A 16,256-nucleotide genomic window follows, 5' to 3' on the forward strand; every position below is an offset into this window, starting at 1 on the left:
CCGAACCAAGGGAATCGACCCATGAGCGAGAAGCTCCAGAAGATCGCGATCACCCCGGACACCCACACCGCGCCGCCCGCCAAGTTCTCCCACGGCGTGAAGAAGGGCAACATCCTCCAGGTCGCCGGGCAGGTCGGTTTCGGCCCCGCGGTCCCCGGCCAGGCCCCCGCCCCCGTCGGGCCGACGCTGCGCGAGCAGACCCTCCAGACCCTGCGCAATGTGCAGTCCGTCCTGGAGGCGGGCGGGGCGAGCTGGGAGGACGTGGTGATGGTGCGCGTCTACCTCACCGACACCGCCCACTTCGCCGAGCTCAACGACATCTACAACGACTTCTTCGCGGACCTGAAGGAGGCCCCGGCGGCCCGTACGACCGTCTACGTCGGCCTCCCCGCCGGGCTGCTCATCGAGATCGACGCGCTGGCCGTCCTCGGCTGACGCACGCCCGAGGCGGGCGGGGCACGCCCCGCCCGCCCGCCGCACTCCGCCGTACTCCCTCCGCCCACCGCACGCGCCACCGTCGTCGAAATCCAGCGTTCTGAACCTCCGCACCGGCACCTCCAGTTCCCCCGCGCGCGGCCCCCCGCCGCGCGGCGGTACCCCCTACCCGGAAACCGGAGTTCCTCATGCCGCTCACGGCCGCCCCCGCTGCCGAGACCCCGCCCCACACCGGTGGTCTCCTCGCGATCATCGACGGCACCGCCGGTCTGCTGACCGTCGCCGCCCTGGGCATCGCCTTACTCCTCTTCCTCATCATCAAGGCCCGGTTACAGCCCTTCGTCGCGCTGCTGGGCGTGTCCATCGCGGTGGGCCTGGCCGCCGGCCTGTCGGTCACCGAACTCTTCGGCACGGTCCAGAAGTCCGACGCCGTCTCGCTCATCGAGTCCGGTATGGGCGGCATCCTCGGGCACATAGCCATCATCATCGGCCTGGGCACCATGCTCGGCGCGATCCTCGAAGTCTCCGGCGGCGCCGAGGCGTTGAGCGCCCGGCTGCTCGGTCTCTTCGGCGAGAAGCGCGCCCCGCTCGCGATGGGCCTGACCGGTCTGATCTTCGGCATACCGGTCTTCTTCGACGTCGGAATCTTCGTCCTCGCGCCGATCGTCTACGCGGCCGCCAAGCGCAGCGGCAAGTCGATCGTCCTGTACGCGATGCCGATGCTGGCCGGTCTGTCCATGACCCATGCCTTCCTGCCCCCGCACCCCGGCCCGGTGGCCGCGGCCGGGCTGCTCCACGTCGACCTGGGCTGGGTCATCCTGATGGGCATCCTGGTCGGCGTCCCCTCCGTGCTCGCCGCCTGGGCGTACGCCGCGTGGATCGGCAACCGCCTCTTCGTCCCCGTGCCGCAGGACATGCTGGAGGCGGCGGAGGAGGCCAAGGCGGCCGTGGCCGCCGAGCAGCGCGCCGCGGGCACCACGCCCGCGGAGCGGCCGGTGCCGGTCTCCACCGTCCTCGCGATCATCGGCACCCCGCTGGTCCTCATCCTCAGCGCGACGTTCTCCTCCATCGCGCTGGACCCCAGCACCGGCCGCTCGGTGATCGAGTTCTTCGGCCACCCCTTCGTGGCGCTGACCATCGCCCTGCTGCTCGCCTACTACCTGCTGGGCATCCGGCGCGGCTGGTCCCGCAAGTCCCTGGAGACCGTCTCCACCGCCTCCCTCAAGCCGATCGGCAACATCCTGCTCGTCGTGGGCGCGGGCGGGGTCTTCGGCGCGGTGCTCAAGGGCAGCGGCGTGGCCCAGGCGCTCGCCGACGCCTTCGACAGCGCGGGCCTGCCGGTCATCCTGCTGGCCTGGCTGATCTCGGTGGTGCTGCGCGTCGCGCAGGGCTCGGCGACGGTCGCGATCGTCACCACGGCGGGCATCGTCTCTCCGATGCTGAGCGAGGGCCACTACGCGCAGGCGCATCTGGCGCTGGTCATCATGGCCATCTCGGCGGGCTCGATCTTCGCCTCGCACGTCAACGACGGCGGATTCTGGATGGTCGCGAAGTACTTCGGCATCTCCGAGCGGGACACGCTCAAGTCGTGGACCGTGCTGGAGTCGGTGCTGTCGGTGGCGGGCTTCGTGGTCGCGGGGCTGCTCAGCCTGGTCGTCTAGGAACTGTGCGCTCCCAGCTGAGGCGTGTATCGAAAGTAGATCTTGTTAGTGGGATGACCTTGGTTCGTGACAAACTCGCGGCCCGCTACGAGGCCACCGTCCTCGTTTCCGCGATCAACGAGCGGTTGTGACGTACTGGTCCGACGACAACTCGAACACCCGTACTCGCCGACCGCAGGTGGGATTGACGGTCTCTCGGACCGGATGCATCCCCAGTTTGGTCATGATCCGTTCGGAGGCGTCGTTGCCCACTTGAGCGATGCTGACGATCCGCACCAGCCCTCGCTCTTCGAACCCGAACCGTACAGCGGCCGCAGCGGCCTCGGTGGCCAAGCCCTGCCCCCAGTGGGAACGTCCCAGCCGCCAGCCGACCTCAACCGCCGGCAGTACCTCCGGCAAGAAGGTGGGCACCGAAAGGCCGGTGAACCCGGCCAGTTCGCCAGTGGACCGGATTTCCACGGCGAACAGGCCGAAGCCCTGTGACTCCCACTCGCTCTCCCATGCCTGGATCCCGCCGCGAGTCTGCTGTTCGTCACGGACGCTGCCGTCACGGATCCACCGCATGACCTCGGGGTCGGCATTGACGGCAGCCATGGGCGCAACGTCTTCCTCGCGCCAGCGACGCAGGATCAAACGGGGAGTCTCAAGCGTGACCATCCCATCATTCTGGATCACAGATGGGCTCTCCGCCATCCGCACCAGGCACTTCGATACACGCCCGTGGACAACGGGAGTTGTGCAACTACGGTGAGGCGGCAGTCCATCGCTGATCGTCGCCTTCATCGCACTCGCTCGTTTTCAGCTGATAGCCGTTGGTCTCCGAAGGGGAGTTGGAGTCCTCCAGGCAGAGACGAGTCTTCATGTTGTACAGAGTGGAACTGTCGCCGGAGATATCCCACCGCTGATAATCGCCTTCATTGCATGAATACGTGTACACCTGGCCGGATTCGTTACTGTCCAAGCAGAGATCAGTCGCCACATCGCGCAGTTCGATCTCTTCCCCGGAGATGTTCCACTTCCCGTCCCCGCTCCCATTGTCGGAGCAGTCGCCCAAGTGCGGGCCGCCGGAGCCGCTGCCGCTCAAGCAGCGATCAGTCGCCACATTGCGCAGCACGGAATTTTCGCCGGAGATGTTCCACTTCTGGCGATCGCTGCTATCGCATTCGATCGTGCGCAACGTGCCGTCGTCGTCGCCGTCCAGGCAGAGATCAGTCGCCGCATTGCGCAGTACTGACTTGTTGGATATGTTCCATCTCTGCTGATCGTTGCGATCACATGTCGACATGCTCAGCTCACCGGCATCGTCACTGCCCAAGCACATATCGCTCGCCGCATCACGCAGACTGAACCTCTTCCCGGACGCGGTCCATTTCTGGTAACCGCCGCCATTGCAGTCGAATGCGTAAGCTTCTTCGTCGCCGTTACTGTCCAGGCAACGTCCGGTCGCCGCGTTGGTGAATGTTTTTACGGTCGAGTCCAACTCTTTTGGAGGTGCCGCGGCGTTCGCCGGAGGGTTCGCGGGGGACGTCTTTTCCTGTGAGGTATCCCGCGATGGGGTTTTCTGTGATGAGGATTTCTGCGAGGAGTTCGGGGAGGCGCCGTCGTCCCCGTCGCCGCCTCGGTTCGGGAGCCAGATGAGCAGGGCGGCGACCGCGACGGCGGCGAGCGCTGCAACGCCTATGGCCAGTCGGCGCCTCCCGGGAGTCCCGGGCCGCGTCGCGGATTGCGGGTCGTAGACGGTTCTCTCGGGTATGGGCGGCGAGGAGACCGTCTGGGCCGAAGGCTGAGGTGGCATGGGCGATATGGGCGGCGCGGGCGCGGGCGCGGGAAGGAAGGCCGGGGGCAGCCACCCGGCGGTGGGAAGCACCTCGGTCAGGCCGAGCCTGGCCCCGGCATCCCGGCAGAGGGCCACCACCTCGGCGGGCGTGGGCCGCGCCTCGGGGTCCTTCTCCAGGCAGCGGCTGATGACGGGCCGTATTTCCGCCGGGCAGGCGGTGAGGTCGGGCTCTTCGCGATCGATGCGGTAGAGCACGGCCGGGCCCGGCCCCTCCCCGAAGGGGTGGACCCCGGTCGCGGCGACATACGCGGTCAGGCCGAGCGCGAAGACATCGATGGCCGGGGTCACCGGAGCGGCGCCCCTGAGCTGCTCCGGAGCCATGTACAGGGGGGTGCCGATGCGCACGTCGGTGCCGGTCAGCGGAGTGGCCTCGGCGGCCCGCGCGATCCCGAAGTCGATGACGGCGGGGCCGCCCGGCGCCAGGATGACATTCCCCGGCTTGAGATCCCGGTGGGTGACCTGCACCGCGTGGATGGCCTCCAGCGCGTGGGCCACGCCCGCGATCAGCCGCAGGGCCGCGTCTGTCGGCAGCGGTCCGTGCGTGGCCACCGCCGCCGCGAGCGAGAGGCCCGGGGCGTACTCGGTGGCCAGCCAGGGCACGGGCCCTCCCGTGTTGCTGTCCACGACCGGCAGGATGTAGCGGCCCCGCACCTGCCGGCTGGAGCGCACCTCCTGCTCGAACCGCTGCCGGAACTTCGGGTCCTCGGCGAACTCGGGATGCACCACCTTCAGAGCGATCGGCTGCCCGCCCCGTGTGGCGGATAAGAACACCGTCCCCATTCCGCCCGCCCCCAGCCGCCCTTGGAGCGCGTAACCTGCAATATCACGCGGATCTCCCGGATTCAGCGGCCGTATTCCCGCCACGCGATTCCCTCCCTTTCAACACCTGTGGCATACGCGTGACTACGCACGGCCAGCCAACTACCGTGGACCAGCGTAAAATACCTCGATCATCAGGTGGCCGACGGCCGGTCCCGCCGATCAGTCACGCGCGCGTGAGCGGGCCTGGTGGAGCCGCACCTTGGTGCGGTTCCCGCAGCGGGTCATCGAGCACCAGCGGCGGTTGTGCGCGGGCGAGCGGTCCACGAAGCGCAGGGCGCAGCGCTCGGAGCCGCAGATACGGACTCGACGTAGCTCCGGGGAGAGCAGCAGCTCGATCGCGTCCTGAGCCACGAGGCCGAGCCCCCCGGCCGCGTCATCGGCGGCATGCGGAGCGCGGCCCGACTCCAACTGACCGTCCCTGACGCTCAGTTGGGGTACGGGACGGGGTGCCGCAGCCGACGCCTGGTTGATCACGGTGATGTCGGCAGGTGTCGGCAGCTCACCGTCGACCGCGCACAGCACCGCGCGGTCGATCGCCTCACGCAGCGCCACCGCGGAGCGCAGCGCGGACTCGGACGCCCCGTGGGCCCCGTCGGCGAGCAGATCGACGCCCCGCAGCCAGCGCACCAGGTCGGCCGGCTCGCGAAGCGTCTCCCGGGGCAGCGCCAGCCACCGGTCGCGGAGGGTGTTGACGAAGTCCAGGCACACGCGTCCGCCGTACCAGAGCCATTCGTCATCCGTCGTCATGGCTCTATTGTCCACTGCTCGTCGCGGTACTAACCTCCTATGGGGGTTAGTAAGCGCGAAGCGGAAGGGTACGGCCATGAGCACAGAGACGGTGACCACAGGCGTCGCCCAGGTCAACGGGGTCCGGCTGCACTACACGCGCGCGGGCTCGGGGCCGCTGCTCGTACTGCTCCACGGGTGGCCGCAGACCGCGCTGTGCTGGCGACCGGTGCTCGGCGAACTCGCCACCGGCCACACCGTCGTAGCCCCCGACCTGCGCGGATACGGCCTCAGCGACAAGCCCGCCACCGGCTACGACAAGCAGCTGATGGCCTCGGACATCGCCGAACTGGTCCGGCAGCTCGGGTTCGAACGGGCGGCGGTCGTCGGCCACGACCGCGGCGCCCGGGTCGCGCACCGCTGGGCCCTGGACCACCCCGGCCAGGTCGAACGGCTCGCCGTACTCGACGTGATCCCCACCCGGGAGATGTTCCGCCGCCTGGACGCCTCCGTGGCCCTCGGCTACTGGCACTGGCTGTTCCACATGCAGCCCGATCTCCCCGAGTTGCTGGTCGGGAACAACGTCCGCGCCTACCTGGAGTACTTCTTCGAGCGCTGGACCTACAACCGCCACGGACTCGACCCCGACGCCGTCGACGCCTACGTCCGCGCGTTCTCCCGCCCCGGCGCGCTCCGCGCCGGTTTCGACGACTACCGCGCCCAGGAACGCGACCTCGCCCTCGACGACGAGGACGCCGCCGCGGGCCGCCGCCTGACCATGCCCGTCCTGGCCCTGTGGGGTTCGGCCGGCCTACCCGCCCGGCTGCCCACCCTGGACATCTGGCGCCAGTACGCGGACGACGTCACCGGCGCCCAGATCCCCGACTGCGGCCACTTCATCCCCGAGGAACGTCCCGACGCCCTCCTGGCCCACCTGCGGACGTTCCTCGGCTGATCGGTGCATCAGTGCCGAACGGCTTGACAGGCGGTCAGCCGCAGCAGTCACAACCGGCGTGGCAGGCAGAGGTGTCCGAGGTGGCCGGGGCCGCGCAGCAGCCCTTGCCCCGCCAGGCGTCGTGGCCTTCCTTCACGGCGACGACGGCGATGACCAGAGCGGCGATCGGGTCGGCCCAGGACCAGCCGAGGGTGGTATTGAGCACCAGGCCGACCAGCAGCACGGCGGAAAGGTATGTGCAGAGCAGGGTCTGTTTGGAGTCGGCGACCGCGCTGGCGGAGCCGAGTTCGCGGCCGGCGCGGCGCTGGGCGGCGGACAGGAACGGCATGACGGCGAGGGAGAGTGCGGCGAGCACGATGCCGGGGATGGAGCCTTCCGCCTCGCCGGTTCCGGCCAGCGCGCGGACGGCGTCCACGGTGACGTACGCGGCGAGCGCGAAGAACGAGACGGCGATGATCCGCAGGGTGGTCTTCTCGCGGGCCTCGCGCACGTGGTGCTCGGCGGCGGAGAACTGCCAGGCGACCGCGGCGGCGGACGACACCTCGATGATCGAGTCCAGGCCGAAGCCGATCAGCGCGGTGGAGGAGGCGAGTGTGCCGGCGGTGATGGCGACGACCGCCTCGATGACGTTGTAGGTGATGGTCGCGGCCACGAGCAGCCGTATCCGGCGGGTGAGCGCGTCGCGGCGGGCGGGGGACGGCCCAAGGGATATCGCGGTCATCAGCAGCACCCCTTGGCCTCGGCGTCGACACACGTGCGGTCGGTGGCGACGGCCACCACAGCGGTGCGCAGGTCGTCCAGCGCGTGGCCGAGGCGTTCGTCTGCGAGCTCGTAGCGGGTGCGGCGGCCGTCGGGCACGGTGACGACCAGGCCACAGTCGCGCAGGCACGCCAGGTGGTTCGACAGACGGGTGCGCGAGATGCCGAGGGCGTCGGCGAGATCGGCGGGGTAGGCGGGGGCATCGCGCAGGGCGAGCAGGATGCGGCAGCGGATCGGGTCGGCGAGCGCGCGGCCGAACCGGGCCAGCACCTCGATGTCGGGGGCAACGGTCAGCACATCATGAGAGTACACGCGATCCTGAATTCAGGCAATCCTGGATTGAATGCCCGGTCCAAGGCCCTTGACCTTCGAGCCGGGTCGAAGGTCTACCGTCGGCGGTGTGAGCATGATGCGGATCTCCCAGCTCGCCGAGCGTTCCGGCGTCCCGGCCACGACGCTGCGGTACTACGAGAGCGCCGGGCTGCTGGCCGCCGACCGGTCCCCGGCCGACTACCGCCTCTACGGCGAGGAGGCCGTCGAGCGCCTGGCGTTCATCGGCTCGGCCAAGCACCTGGGGGCTGCTCCCTGGACAACGGCGGTCTCGCCGAGCGCACCGCCCAGTGGCGACGGCTGGTCGACGGAGCCCTACGGCAGGAGACCGAAGACGGCATCCGGCTGACCCTGCCCGCCGACCGCGCCGGTGACATCGCGGCGCTGGCCGCCGCCGAACAGCGATGCTGCCCGTTCTTCGACTTCCGCCTCCACCTCGACGGCCCCGTCCTGCACCTTCGGGTGCGCGCCCCCGCCGAGGGGATCGCCCTGCTCACCGAGGTCTTCGGCCCGGCTGCCTGACGCAGGGGCGCCCGCCTGCCCTCGTACGACGAAGGCGACGGCCAGGGCGACGCTCCTGCGCCCCGTAGCGCTGCGGGGTCGCCGTGAGGCGCGCGTGATGATCTTTGTGATACCTTCGGCGCCGCCGTGCACCATGACGAATTCGAGGAGGTGAGACCGATCAACGCTGTGACAGGTCGGGGCTCCCTCCTTTGCATGGTTTAGGGAGTGCCCGCACAAGGCATCCCGAAAGGCCTGAAACGCTGATGCGCTTCACCTCCCAGACGTCGTCGGACGGCGTCACCGAGCAGTTCTTCACCCTCGACGAGATCCCCGGCGTGCTGTGGACGCCGGATGGCGCCTGCGGCGCTCGTCCCCTGATTCTGCTGGGCCACGGCGGCGGGCAGCATAAGACGGCCCCCGGCAATGTGTCCCGCGCGCGTCGCTACGCCGCCGAGGGTTTCGCGGTCGTCGCGATCGACGCGCCGAACCACGGCGACCGTCCCCAGGACGATGAGTTCGGCCGGATCGCGGACGAGATGCGGGCCGGTATGGCCGCCGGTACGGATCCGGGCGCGCTGGTGGCCGGCATGCACAGCTATCTGGCCGGTCGGGCTGTCGCGGACTGGCAGGCGGTTCTGGCCGCGGTCCAGCGCCTCGACCAGGTCGGCGTCGGTCCGGTGGGTTACTGCGGTATGTCGATGGGCTGCGGGCTCGGCATACCTCTCATCGCCGCAGAGCCCCGGATCCGCGCCGCGGTGCTGGGTCTGCTCGGCGTGCACGGGCTGGCCGAAGACGCCGCGCGGATCACCGTGCCGGTGCAGTTCCTGGTCCAGTGGGATGACCAGATGGTGCCGCGGGACCAGAGCCTGGCGTTGTTCGACGCCCTGGCCTCGGCGGAGAAGACGCTGCACGCCAACCCCGGCAGGCACGGAGATGTGCCGTCCTTCGAGGTGGACAGCTCGGTGAAGTTCTTCGCCCGGCATCTGAGCTGACGCCGGCGCGTTCGGTCCGGCGTGTCCGACCTGATGCGGCACTTAGTAGGGCACTGTGCCGCACCAGGTCTCCGCCCAGGCCGAGGCGCCGTAGGTGTTGGCCGCGCGCACCGTGACGCAGATTTCGTCACCGGAGAACGGGCCCTTGATCGTGTAGCTGGTGCTCCCGGTGGAGTAGACCGTGTTGACGTTCTTCTGCGTGTAGTTGCTGCCCTTGTTGGTGTAGTGGATGTCGTACCTGGTCGCTCGGGAGATCGCCGACCAGCTCACCTTGAGCGGCATGTCACACGCGCCAACACAGGAGTTGGTGTAATCAAGCCTGTAGCTCTTCATGGCGGGCGGCCGTGAGCCGGAGGACGTGCCGCTGGAGCCGGATGAACCTCCTCCGCCGGCAGACGAGTTTCCGCCGTCCGAGCCCGAAGAAGAGCCGGACCTGCCGTTGCCGGAACCACTGTCGTCTTTGGATGAGCTGCTGCCGCCGTCACCATCCGACGACCCGGAGCTACGGCTGCTCGTCTGGGCGTTCGGCTTGTCCGTCTCCTTCCCCTTCTTGCCGTCGTCCCCGCTCTTCTTCTTTTCTCTCTTGGAAGGTGAACTGTTAAGCGCGCTGGGCGAGGTGCTGCCCCCAGGAGCGGAACTCGCGCCACTGCTCGGTGACTGGGCATGCGTTCCGCCCCCGTCGTCACCCCCAAAGGGCTGAAGCAGGGCGACCGTGCCGCCGCCGGCGGTGATGACGACGACGATGGGCAGCGCGATGAGCCTGCGGCGCCGACGGGGCTCCCGCTCTCGCTTCGTGGCTCCGGCGCCCGGGACGGCCGGGACGGCTTCGGGAGGCCCGTTCTTCGGCCGCAGCCCGATGGTCGCCAGGTCCGTGGACTCCTCCCGCAGCGGCGCCGCCTCGGCGTCGAGCAGCCGCGCGGACTGCCGCGCGAGGTGCGCGACGACACCGGCAGGCAGCCAGGCGCCGCGCGTGGCGGCGGGACGCACTCGCTCGGGGTCCTCCAGCAAGGCGTCTACGTCCGGTCGTTGAGCGACGTCCTTCACCAGACAACGGGCGATGAGCGCCCGCAGCGAGGCGTCCCCGACCCCTGTCAGATCGGGCTCGCCCTCCACGATCTCGAACATCACCGCGTGCTGATTAGCCGCCCTCTTCCCGAACGGCAGTTGCCCGGTCGCCGCATACGTCAGCACGCACCCGAGGGTGAACACATCGCTCTTGACCCCCGCGCGCTGCCCGCGCACCTGCTCAGGCGACATGAACCCAGGAGACCCGACGACCATCCCCGTACTGGTCAACAAGGACTCGACGGACGACTCCAGAGCCCGCGCGATCCCGAAGTCGATGACCTTCGTGCCGTCCACGGTGAGCATCACGTTGGACGGCTTCAGATCGCGGTGCACGATCCCGGCGCCGTGAATGTCCTTGAGCGCCTTCAGCAGCCCGTCCGCCAGAGCGTGCAGAGTCGCCGTCGGCAACGGCCCGTGCCGTCGCACGACCTGTTCAAGCGAGAGCCCGGGAACGTACCCCGTGGCGACCCACGGCGGTTCGTCGCCCGGACCCGCCTCGAGCACCGGCGCCGTGTACCGCTCCCCGACCCTCCGCGCCGCCTCGATCTCCCGCCGGAACCGCGCCCTGAAGTGCTCGTCGGACACGTGCTCCTCGTGCACCACCTTCACGGCCACCGTCCGACCGCTGTCCGATCGCGCGAGGAACACCCGCCCCATGCCGCCGGCACCAAGCCGACCGAGCAACAGATACGGGCCGATGCGCGTCGGGTCGCTCACCGCGAGCGGCTTGACACCCCCATCGACATAGTCGTCCCGCTCGTCGGGTCCGTCCCCGTTCGTGCCGCTCATGATGGTTTGGCTCCCCCTGCCATCCTCGCCTGGTCAACGCGCAACCCGGATGAGGATAGACGTCGTGGAGCGGGTCAGGTGGTCGATCGAAGGCGGGTGGTACGTGTCGGCCCGGACCCCAGCGCCCCGGCTGGGGTTTTGGTCGCCCGCCCGCCGCCGGGTGGCCGTATCTCCCAGCGTTCGGGAGCGTGGTTCAGGGGAGGATGCCTTGCAGCACACTGCCCCATGTGTCCATAACCCCCTGCAAGTGGCCTCCGGTTGCTGCTGCTGTCGTCAGCGCGAGGAGTGCAGCCGAGATGAGCCCGCGTTTCCGATGCTCGGGAGGAGTGTTCGCAGCGGTAGCCAGATATTCGACGTTGTCGAGGAGGTCTTGGCGTTCAGAGTCCTCCAAACTGGGTTGGCTCAGGACGGCTTGTTGAAGTGCTTTGAGCGCTTCTGCCGCATCGGTGCCGCTTTGATTCGCGACTCCAGCAATAGTCGACTCGATGTTGGCGATCTGGGCGGCAAACTGAACGCCGTGGAAGGTCCCTCCGCTGATCGCGAATGAGACGCGCGGCTCCGGCGCCGCCTGACCAGATGCTTCGGCGTAGTCCGGCATTCGTTCCAGCACCTCTTCTAGGTAAGACAAACCAAGAGACAAATATGCTTGACTTAAGGCTGCCGGATCAGGAAACACCGGGCTCTTGCAGACGCCGACGTCGCGTACCAAACGCCAGAATTCTGATGGAACGTCGTCTGCGAATGCGCGGAGCACCCCCCAGGACTCCGAGCACCATGACCACACAACCCGCAAAGGTTCCTCATCCAGGGACCCTTCGAGAGCCCGGCCCGCATCTATTTGTTGCCCGACGTCTTCGATCACGAGCCTGGCCAGCATTCCTTGATTGAGACGGCCATGGCGAGGGGGTGCTTCCACTGGCGCGGAAATTAGAGGGTGCGCAGAGCGAGAAAGAGGATCCTTCAGAGTTGCGCTCGCGAAGGTCCAGAGCCAGGAGCGCACCCTTCTATGATATGGATTCTCGGGGAAGCCCATTCCTTGAATGTAACTTTCCCGGAGGGCAGTGCAATCGCTTGGGGTATCCTGCCGCGAGGTTGCCTCCAGGTCCGTGACGCGGCTGATTACCCTATCCTGAAGGTGATAGGAAATTCCGTACGGAAACGGATTGTTGGTCATCAGCCACTGGTGGGCGGTGTCGATCTGGCGAAGAACTCCAGGCTTTGGGCGGCCGCCAAAAAATGTCTTACTTTCTTCCCATCTCGCCAGAGATTTCGCTAGTCTATCGGCTTCCGCGCCACGCCTGCGCAGCTCCTTCCATAGCAGCTCGCGAACGATCAGTTCCTGCTCAGAAATGATGCGCCTTGCTGTTTCCCCCTGCATGGCGACCATCTTGACAACCTACGTTCCGGCCGGACAAGGGGGCGCACCCGCACCCCACCTCATTCGCGAGGCGCCGTCCCGGCGGGTCTCCCCGCCGGGACGGCGCCCGCTTCGTGCCGTACGGCCTGGGCTCAGGCGCAGTACTGCGCTTCCTTGCCGATGGAGCGGTACATACAGTCCGCGTTCTCCAAGAGCTGGAGCACCGCGTCGCGGTTACGGGCGGTCTCCCGGTCGATCACCTCGTCGGGCGGGTAGAAGCCGCCCGCGCCGCTGGAGGTCGGGTACATCTCGAAGGTGTACGCGAAGACCTTCTGGGCGCCCCACAGCCAGTCGTCGATCGCCCCGTCCGTGATGTACAGCTCGCTCGACTGCTCGGGGGTGTAGCCGTTGCTCGCGGCCATCTTCTTGCCGACGGCGGCGAAGGCGTCGTAGTCGTCCCGCGTCATGCCGGTGGTGGTTTCGTCGTACGTCCAGCCGAACGGCCACAGCACCAGCTCGCTGTAGGTGTGGAAGTCGATGGCGGCCTTGATCTGCTGCTTGCCGCCGACGACGCGGCTGCGCGCGAAGTCCGCGACGACCTTCACCTCGGGGGCCGACTCGGCCTTGGGGCCGCGGTAGGTCTCGGAGCCGGTGGAGCCGGAGGAGCCGCCGCAGCAGCCCCACTTGAAGTCCCAGTTGCGGTTGAGGTCGGTGCCGACGTTGGAGGAGCCGGAGTTGGGCTGCCGGTTCTTGCGCCAGCTGCGGTAGGAGCCGGTGGCGATGTCGTACTCGCCGCCGTCCGGGTTCACATCCGGGACGATCCAGATCTCGCGGCTGTTGACCAGGTTGGTGACCCGGGTGTCGCTGCCGTAGCCCTGGGTGAACTCCCGCACCAGGTAGAGCGCCATCTCGACGGTGAGGTGCTCGCGGGCGTGCTGGTGGGCGGTGAACAGCACCTCGGGCTCGGCCTCGTCCGTGGCCACGTTGTCGCTGATCTTCAGCGCGACGATGTCCCGGCCCTCGTACGACTTGCCGATGACCCGCTTGCTCAGGATGTTCGGGTACTTGGCGACCGCGGCGTTGATCTCGGCGGTGGCCTCGGCGTAGTTGTGGTACTTCGCGTCCGCGGAGGGGAAGTCGAAGGGCTTGACGGCCCGGCCCTCGGTACGGGCCGGCGGGGTGGCCAGCGGGCTGAGCTCATAGCCGAGCGAGCGCAGCTTGCGGGCCTGGGCCGGGTCGGCGGTGACCACGACGGAGCGGGCGTCCGCCTCGTCGATGGAGACGCCGGTGGCCGCGATGGAGGAGCGCTCGGCCGGGGTGGCGGGGCCCGAGATCTCGTACTGCCGCACGCTCTCGTCGGCCGAGGCGTCGGCCGCGGTGGCGGCGGCCGCGGCGGCTGCCCTGGGCGCGGAGCCCGAGCCGTCGGCCTGGGCCGCGACGGGCGCCGCGAGGGCGAGGGTCAGCAGGGCGGTGAGGGCGGTGGCCCTTCTGCCGCGAATGCGTAGTCGCATGAATTCTCCTGGGGGGTGGTCTGAGGCGAGCGACTGCTGCGCCAGTGTTCGGCCATGCGCATGACATGGTCAAGGGTGGGAAATGGTCGAAGCCGAGAGAACATTCGTGCGGCTCCGGGCCGAGCCGCCGCGACGTGACCGGTCGCGGCGTGGTCCGAAGCCTCGTCATGGGAGGGGAACCACATGCGCAGACCCCTGATCGGTGCGCTGTCCGCGCTGCTGCTGGGCGGCGCGGGCCTCGCGACCGCCGGCGTCACCCCGGCCGCGGCCGCCCCGGACACGTCGAACGCGACCCGCGTCAAGGCGGTCGACTTCGCGGGCACCGTGGCGCTGAGCAACTGCTCCGGCTCGGTGGTGCGGATGCCGAACTCGGCGGACAGCGACCCGGCGTTCGTGCTCTCGAACGGCCACTGCCTGGAGACCGGGATGCCCGGCGCCGGACAGGTGATCGTCGACCGGGCCTCCACCCGGAGCTTCACCCTGCTCAACAGCTCCGGCAGCGGCGTCGGCACGCTCCGGGCCACCAAGATCGCGTACGCGACCATGACCGACACCGATGTGTCGCTGTACCAGCTGAGCTCGACGTACGCCCAGATCCAGCAGACGTACGGCATCAAGGCGCTACAGCTGTCGGACAGCCACCCGGTCCAGGGCACTGGCATCAACGTGGTCTCCGGCTACTGGAAGCGGATCTACTCCTGCAATATCGACGGGTTTGTCTACCGTCTTAAAGAGGATGAATGGACCTGGAAGGATTCGGTCCGCTACACCTCCGCCTGTAACACGATCGGGGGAACCTCGGGCTCGCCCGTTGTCGACTCCGCCACCGGCAAGGTCGTCGCCGTCAACAACACGGGCAACGAAAGCGGCGGGCGGTGCACCCTGAACAACCCGTGCGAGGTCGACGCGAGCGGGAACGTGACGGTGCGCCAGGGCATCAACTACGCCCAGGAGACGTACGGCATCACCAAGTGCGTCGCCGCCGGCAACAAGATCAATCTGAGCCTGGCGGGGTGTGAGCTGCCCAAGCCCTAGCCCAGACGTGCCGGTCCCCGGTACGCCCCGGCCTCGGGATTTCCCGAGGCCGGACCGGGGGCCGGGCGCATCATGAACCCGGGGGTCGGCACCAGTGCGTCCCGGGGGAGCCCTGCGCAAGGCTGAGGTCCTCATCGTTGATCGTCGAGCAGGGAGACGGGGACCTCATGCGCAACTCGACACGCCGCACCCGAACAGGCGCCAGGGCCGGCACCCGGGCGGCGGCCCTGTGCGCCGCGCTGCTGCTGGCCGGCTCCGCCGCCCCGGCCGTGGCCGCCGCGCCCGGCGCCCCCCGCGGCACGACGGCCACGGGGGCGGCGGGGGCGAAGGCCGACGCGGCGTCGCGGTCCGGCCGGGGTGCCCTGGTCTCCGCCGACTTCCTCTACTCGCTGGAGAAGCCCGAGGACGTCACCGCCTGGCTGACCTCCGCCGAGTTCGACGCCGACACGGTCCGGTACGGCGTCGACGCCTACCGACTGGTGTACCGCACGGTCGACCCGCACGGCCGTCCCACCACCGCCAGCGGGCTGCTGGTCCTGCCGCGCGGGGGCGGGAGCCGGCTGCGCCCGGTGTCCTTCACGCATGGCACCGGCAGCCATAAGACGGACTCGCCGTCGATGCAGACGGGCGGCTTCCTGCCCGCGCCGCCGATCACCTACGCCTCCGCCGGGTACGCGGGCATCGCCCCCGACTACCTCGGCATGGGCGTCGGCCCCGGACCGCACCCCTGGATGGACGTCCCCTCCGAGACCACCGCGTCCCTGGACATGCTGCGTGCCGCCCGCGCCTTCGTGACCGGCACCGGCCGCACCCTGGACCGGGAGGTGGCGGTCACCGGCTTCTCCCAGGGCGCCTCGGCCGCCCTGGGCCTGGCCCGGGCCCTCCAGTCGGGTGAGGACGGCTGGTTCCGGCTGGGCGCGCTGGCCCCGGTCAGCGGGGCGTACGACTTCGGCGGCGCCGAGCTGCCCGCGCTGCTCGCCGGCGAGCTGGAACCCAAGTCGAGCGTCCTGTACGCGGCCTACACCCTGGTCGCCTTCAACCGGCTGCACCACCTCTACGACAGCCCGGCCGAAGTGTTCCAGGCGCCGTACGCCGACACCGTCGAGGCGCTGTTCGACGGCGCGCACACCGGCCGGCAGCTCATGGAGGGCACCCCGGCCACCCTCGACAAGCTGCTCACCGCCCACGGCCGCGACCTCCTCGCCCACCCGACCGGCCCCATGGCCGCCGCCCTGCGCACCACCGACGACGTGTGCGACTGGGCGCCCCGCGTGCCGACACGCCTCTACATGGCGAGTGGCGACGAGCAGGCCACCGTCGCCAACACCGCCCACTGCCGCACGGCCCTCGCCCGCCACGGAGTGGCCGCGCCGGTCGTCGACCTGGGAGCCGTCGACTACAACGGCTCCCGCCACCTGGGGTCCAACGTCCGGGGCACCGCGGCCATCGTGCGCTGGCTCGACGAACTGCGTTAG

16 protein-coding genes are annotated in these 16,256 nt (G+C 69.0%); 7 read left to right on the forward strand and 9 right to left on the reverse strand.

Annotated elements, in window-relative coordinates:
• The first annotated feature begins 21 nt into the window (after positions 1-21).
• Together ACZ4WQ_RS17260 and ACZ4WQ_RS17265 are read left to right on the forward strand one after the other, a co-directional pair.
• On the forward strand, positions 22-435 hold the full coding sequence (locus ACZ4WQ_RS17260; protein WP_311726225.1) for a RidA family protein: 414 nt from the start codon (positions 22-24) through the stop codon (positions 433-435).
• 188 nt (positions 436-623) lie between these two features.
• Positions 624-2,096 (forward strand): GntP family permease, encoded by a 1,473-nt coding sequence (locus ACZ4WQ_RS17265; RefSeq protein ID WP_398371006.1) that lies wholly within the window; start codon positions 624-626, stop codon positions 2,094-2,096.
• Positions 2,097-2,210: 114 nt separating this feature from the next.
• On the opposite strand, the gene ACZ4WQ_RS17270 is transcribed toward ACZ4WQ_RS17265, so the two are convergent.
• From ACZ4WQ_RS17270 to ACZ4WQ_RS17280, 3 genes are all read right to left on the reverse strand, one after another.
• Positions 2,211-2,753 (reverse strand): GNAT family N-acetyltransferase, encoded by a 543-nt coding sequence (locus tag ACZ4WQ_RS17270; protein WP_398371008.1) that lies wholly within the window; start codon positions 2,751-2,753, stop codon positions 2,211-2,213.
• 85 nt (positions 2,754-2,838) lie between these two features.
• Positions 2,839-4,797 carry a ricin-type beta-trefoil lectin domain protein gene (locus tag ACZ4WQ_RS17275; RefSeq protein WP_398371010.1) on the reverse strand — a complete coding sequence of 653 codons (1,959 nt, stop codon included), beginning with the start codon at positions 4,795-4,797 and terminating at the stop codon, positions 2,839-2,841.
• Positions 4,798-4,914: 117 nt separating this feature from the next.
• Positions 4,915-5,502, reverse strand: a complete 588-nt coding sequence (locus tag ACZ4WQ_RS17280) for a CGNR zinc finger domain-containing protein (protein WP_398371012.1) — start codon at positions 5,500-5,502, stop codon at positions 4,915-4,917.
• A 76-nt stretch (positions 5,503-5,578) separates the two neighbouring features.
• On the opposite strand from ACZ4WQ_RS17280, the gene ACZ4WQ_RS17285 reads away from it, so the two are divergent.
• On the forward strand, positions 5,579-6,436 hold the full coding sequence (locus tag ACZ4WQ_RS17285; RefSeq protein ID WP_398371014.1) for an alpha/beta fold hydrolase: 858 nt from the start codon (positions 5,579-5,581) through the stop codon (positions 6,434-6,436).
• Between the two features lie 34 nt (positions 6,437-6,470).
• Here the strand turns inward: ACZ4WQ_RS17285 and ACZ4WQ_RS17290 are convergent, their stop codons facing one another.
• Complete coding sequence (locus ACZ4WQ_RS17290; RefSeq protein WP_311726220.1) at positions 6,471-7,157, reverse strand: cation efflux transmembrane domain-containing protein; 687 nt, start codon at positions 7,155-7,157, stop codon at positions 6,471-6,473.
• A complete protein-coding gene (locus ACZ4WQ_RS17295; RefSeq protein ID WP_311726219.1) occupies positions 7,157-7,492 on the reverse strand; it encodes an ArsR/SmtB family transcription factor in 336 nt (111 codons plus the stop codon). The genes ACZ4WQ_RS17290 and ACZ4WQ_RS17295 overlap by 1 nt, the downstream gene beginning before the upstream one ends.
• 109 nt (positions 7,493-7,601) lie before the next feature.
• Between ACZ4WQ_RS17295 and ACZ4WQ_RS17300 the strand changes: the two genes are divergently transcribed.
• On the forward strand, positions 7,602-7,874 hold the full coding sequence (locus ACZ4WQ_RS17300) for a MerR family transcriptional regulator (protein ID WP_398371816.1): 273 nt from the start codon (positions 7,602-7,604) through the stop codon (positions 7,872-7,874).
• Here ACZ4WQ_RS17300 and ACZ4WQ_RS17305 read toward each other — a convergent pair.
• Positions 7,841-8,182, reverse strand: coding sequence for a hypothetical protein (locus ACZ4WQ_RS17305; protein ID WP_398371016.1), 342 nt, complete (start codon positions 8,180-8,182; stop codon positions 7,841-7,843). The genes ACZ4WQ_RS17300 and ACZ4WQ_RS17305 overlap by 34 nt on opposite strands.
• Positions 8,183-8,292: 110 nt before the next feature.
• Here ACZ4WQ_RS17305 and ACZ4WQ_RS17310 point away from each other — a divergent pair, with 110 nt between their 5' ends.
• Complete coding sequence (locus tag ACZ4WQ_RS17310; RefSeq protein ID WP_398371018.1) at positions 8,293-9,021, forward strand: dienelactone hydrolase family protein; 729 nt, start codon at positions 8,293-8,295, stop codon at positions 9,019-9,021.
• 42 nt (positions 9,022-9,063) lie between these two features.
• On the opposite strand, the gene ACZ4WQ_RS17315 is transcribed toward ACZ4WQ_RS17310, so the two are convergent.
• The 3 genes from ACZ4WQ_RS17315 to ACZ4WQ_RS17325 all read right to left on the reverse strand — a co-directional run bounded on the left by ACZ4WQ_RS17315 (position 9,064) and on the right by ACZ4WQ_RS17325 (position 13,746).
• A complete protein-coding gene (locus ACZ4WQ_RS17315) occupies positions 9,064-10,878 on the reverse strand; it encodes a protein kinase domain-containing protein (protein ID WP_398371020.1) in 1,815 nt (604 codons plus the stop codon).
• A gap of 193 nt (positions 10,879-11,071) precedes the next feature.
• Positions 11,072-12,265: a hypothetical protein gene (locus ACZ4WQ_RS17320; protein WP_398371022.1), complete on the reverse strand. Its 1,194-nt coding sequence runs from the start codon at positions 12,263-12,265 to the stop codon at positions 11,072-11,074.
• Positions 12,266-12,387: 122 nt separating this feature from the next.
• Positions 12,388-13,746 carry a M14 family metallopeptidase gene (locus ACZ4WQ_RS17325; protein WP_398371024.1) on the reverse strand — a complete coding sequence of 453 codons (1,359 nt, stop codon included), beginning with the start codon at positions 13,744-13,746 and terminating at the stop codon, positions 12,388-12,390.
• 183 nt (positions 13,747-13,929) lie between these two features.
• On the opposite strand from ACZ4WQ_RS17325, the gene ACZ4WQ_RS17330 reads away from it, so the two are divergent.
• Positions 13,930-14,781, forward strand: a complete 852-nt coding sequence (locus ACZ4WQ_RS17330; RefSeq protein WP_398371027.1) for a serine protease — start codon at positions 13,930-13,932, stop codon at positions 14,779-14,781.
• A 167-nt stretch (positions 14,782-14,948) separates the two neighbouring features.
• Positions 14,949-16,256 carry a lipase gene (locus ACZ4WQ_RS17335; RefSeq protein WP_398371029.1) on the forward strand — a complete coding sequence of 436 codons (1,308 nt, stop codon included), beginning with the start codon at positions 14,949-14,951 and terminating at the stop codon, positions 16,254-16,256.

It is taken from the genome of Streptomyces sp. NPDC028305 (assembly GCF_055569495.1).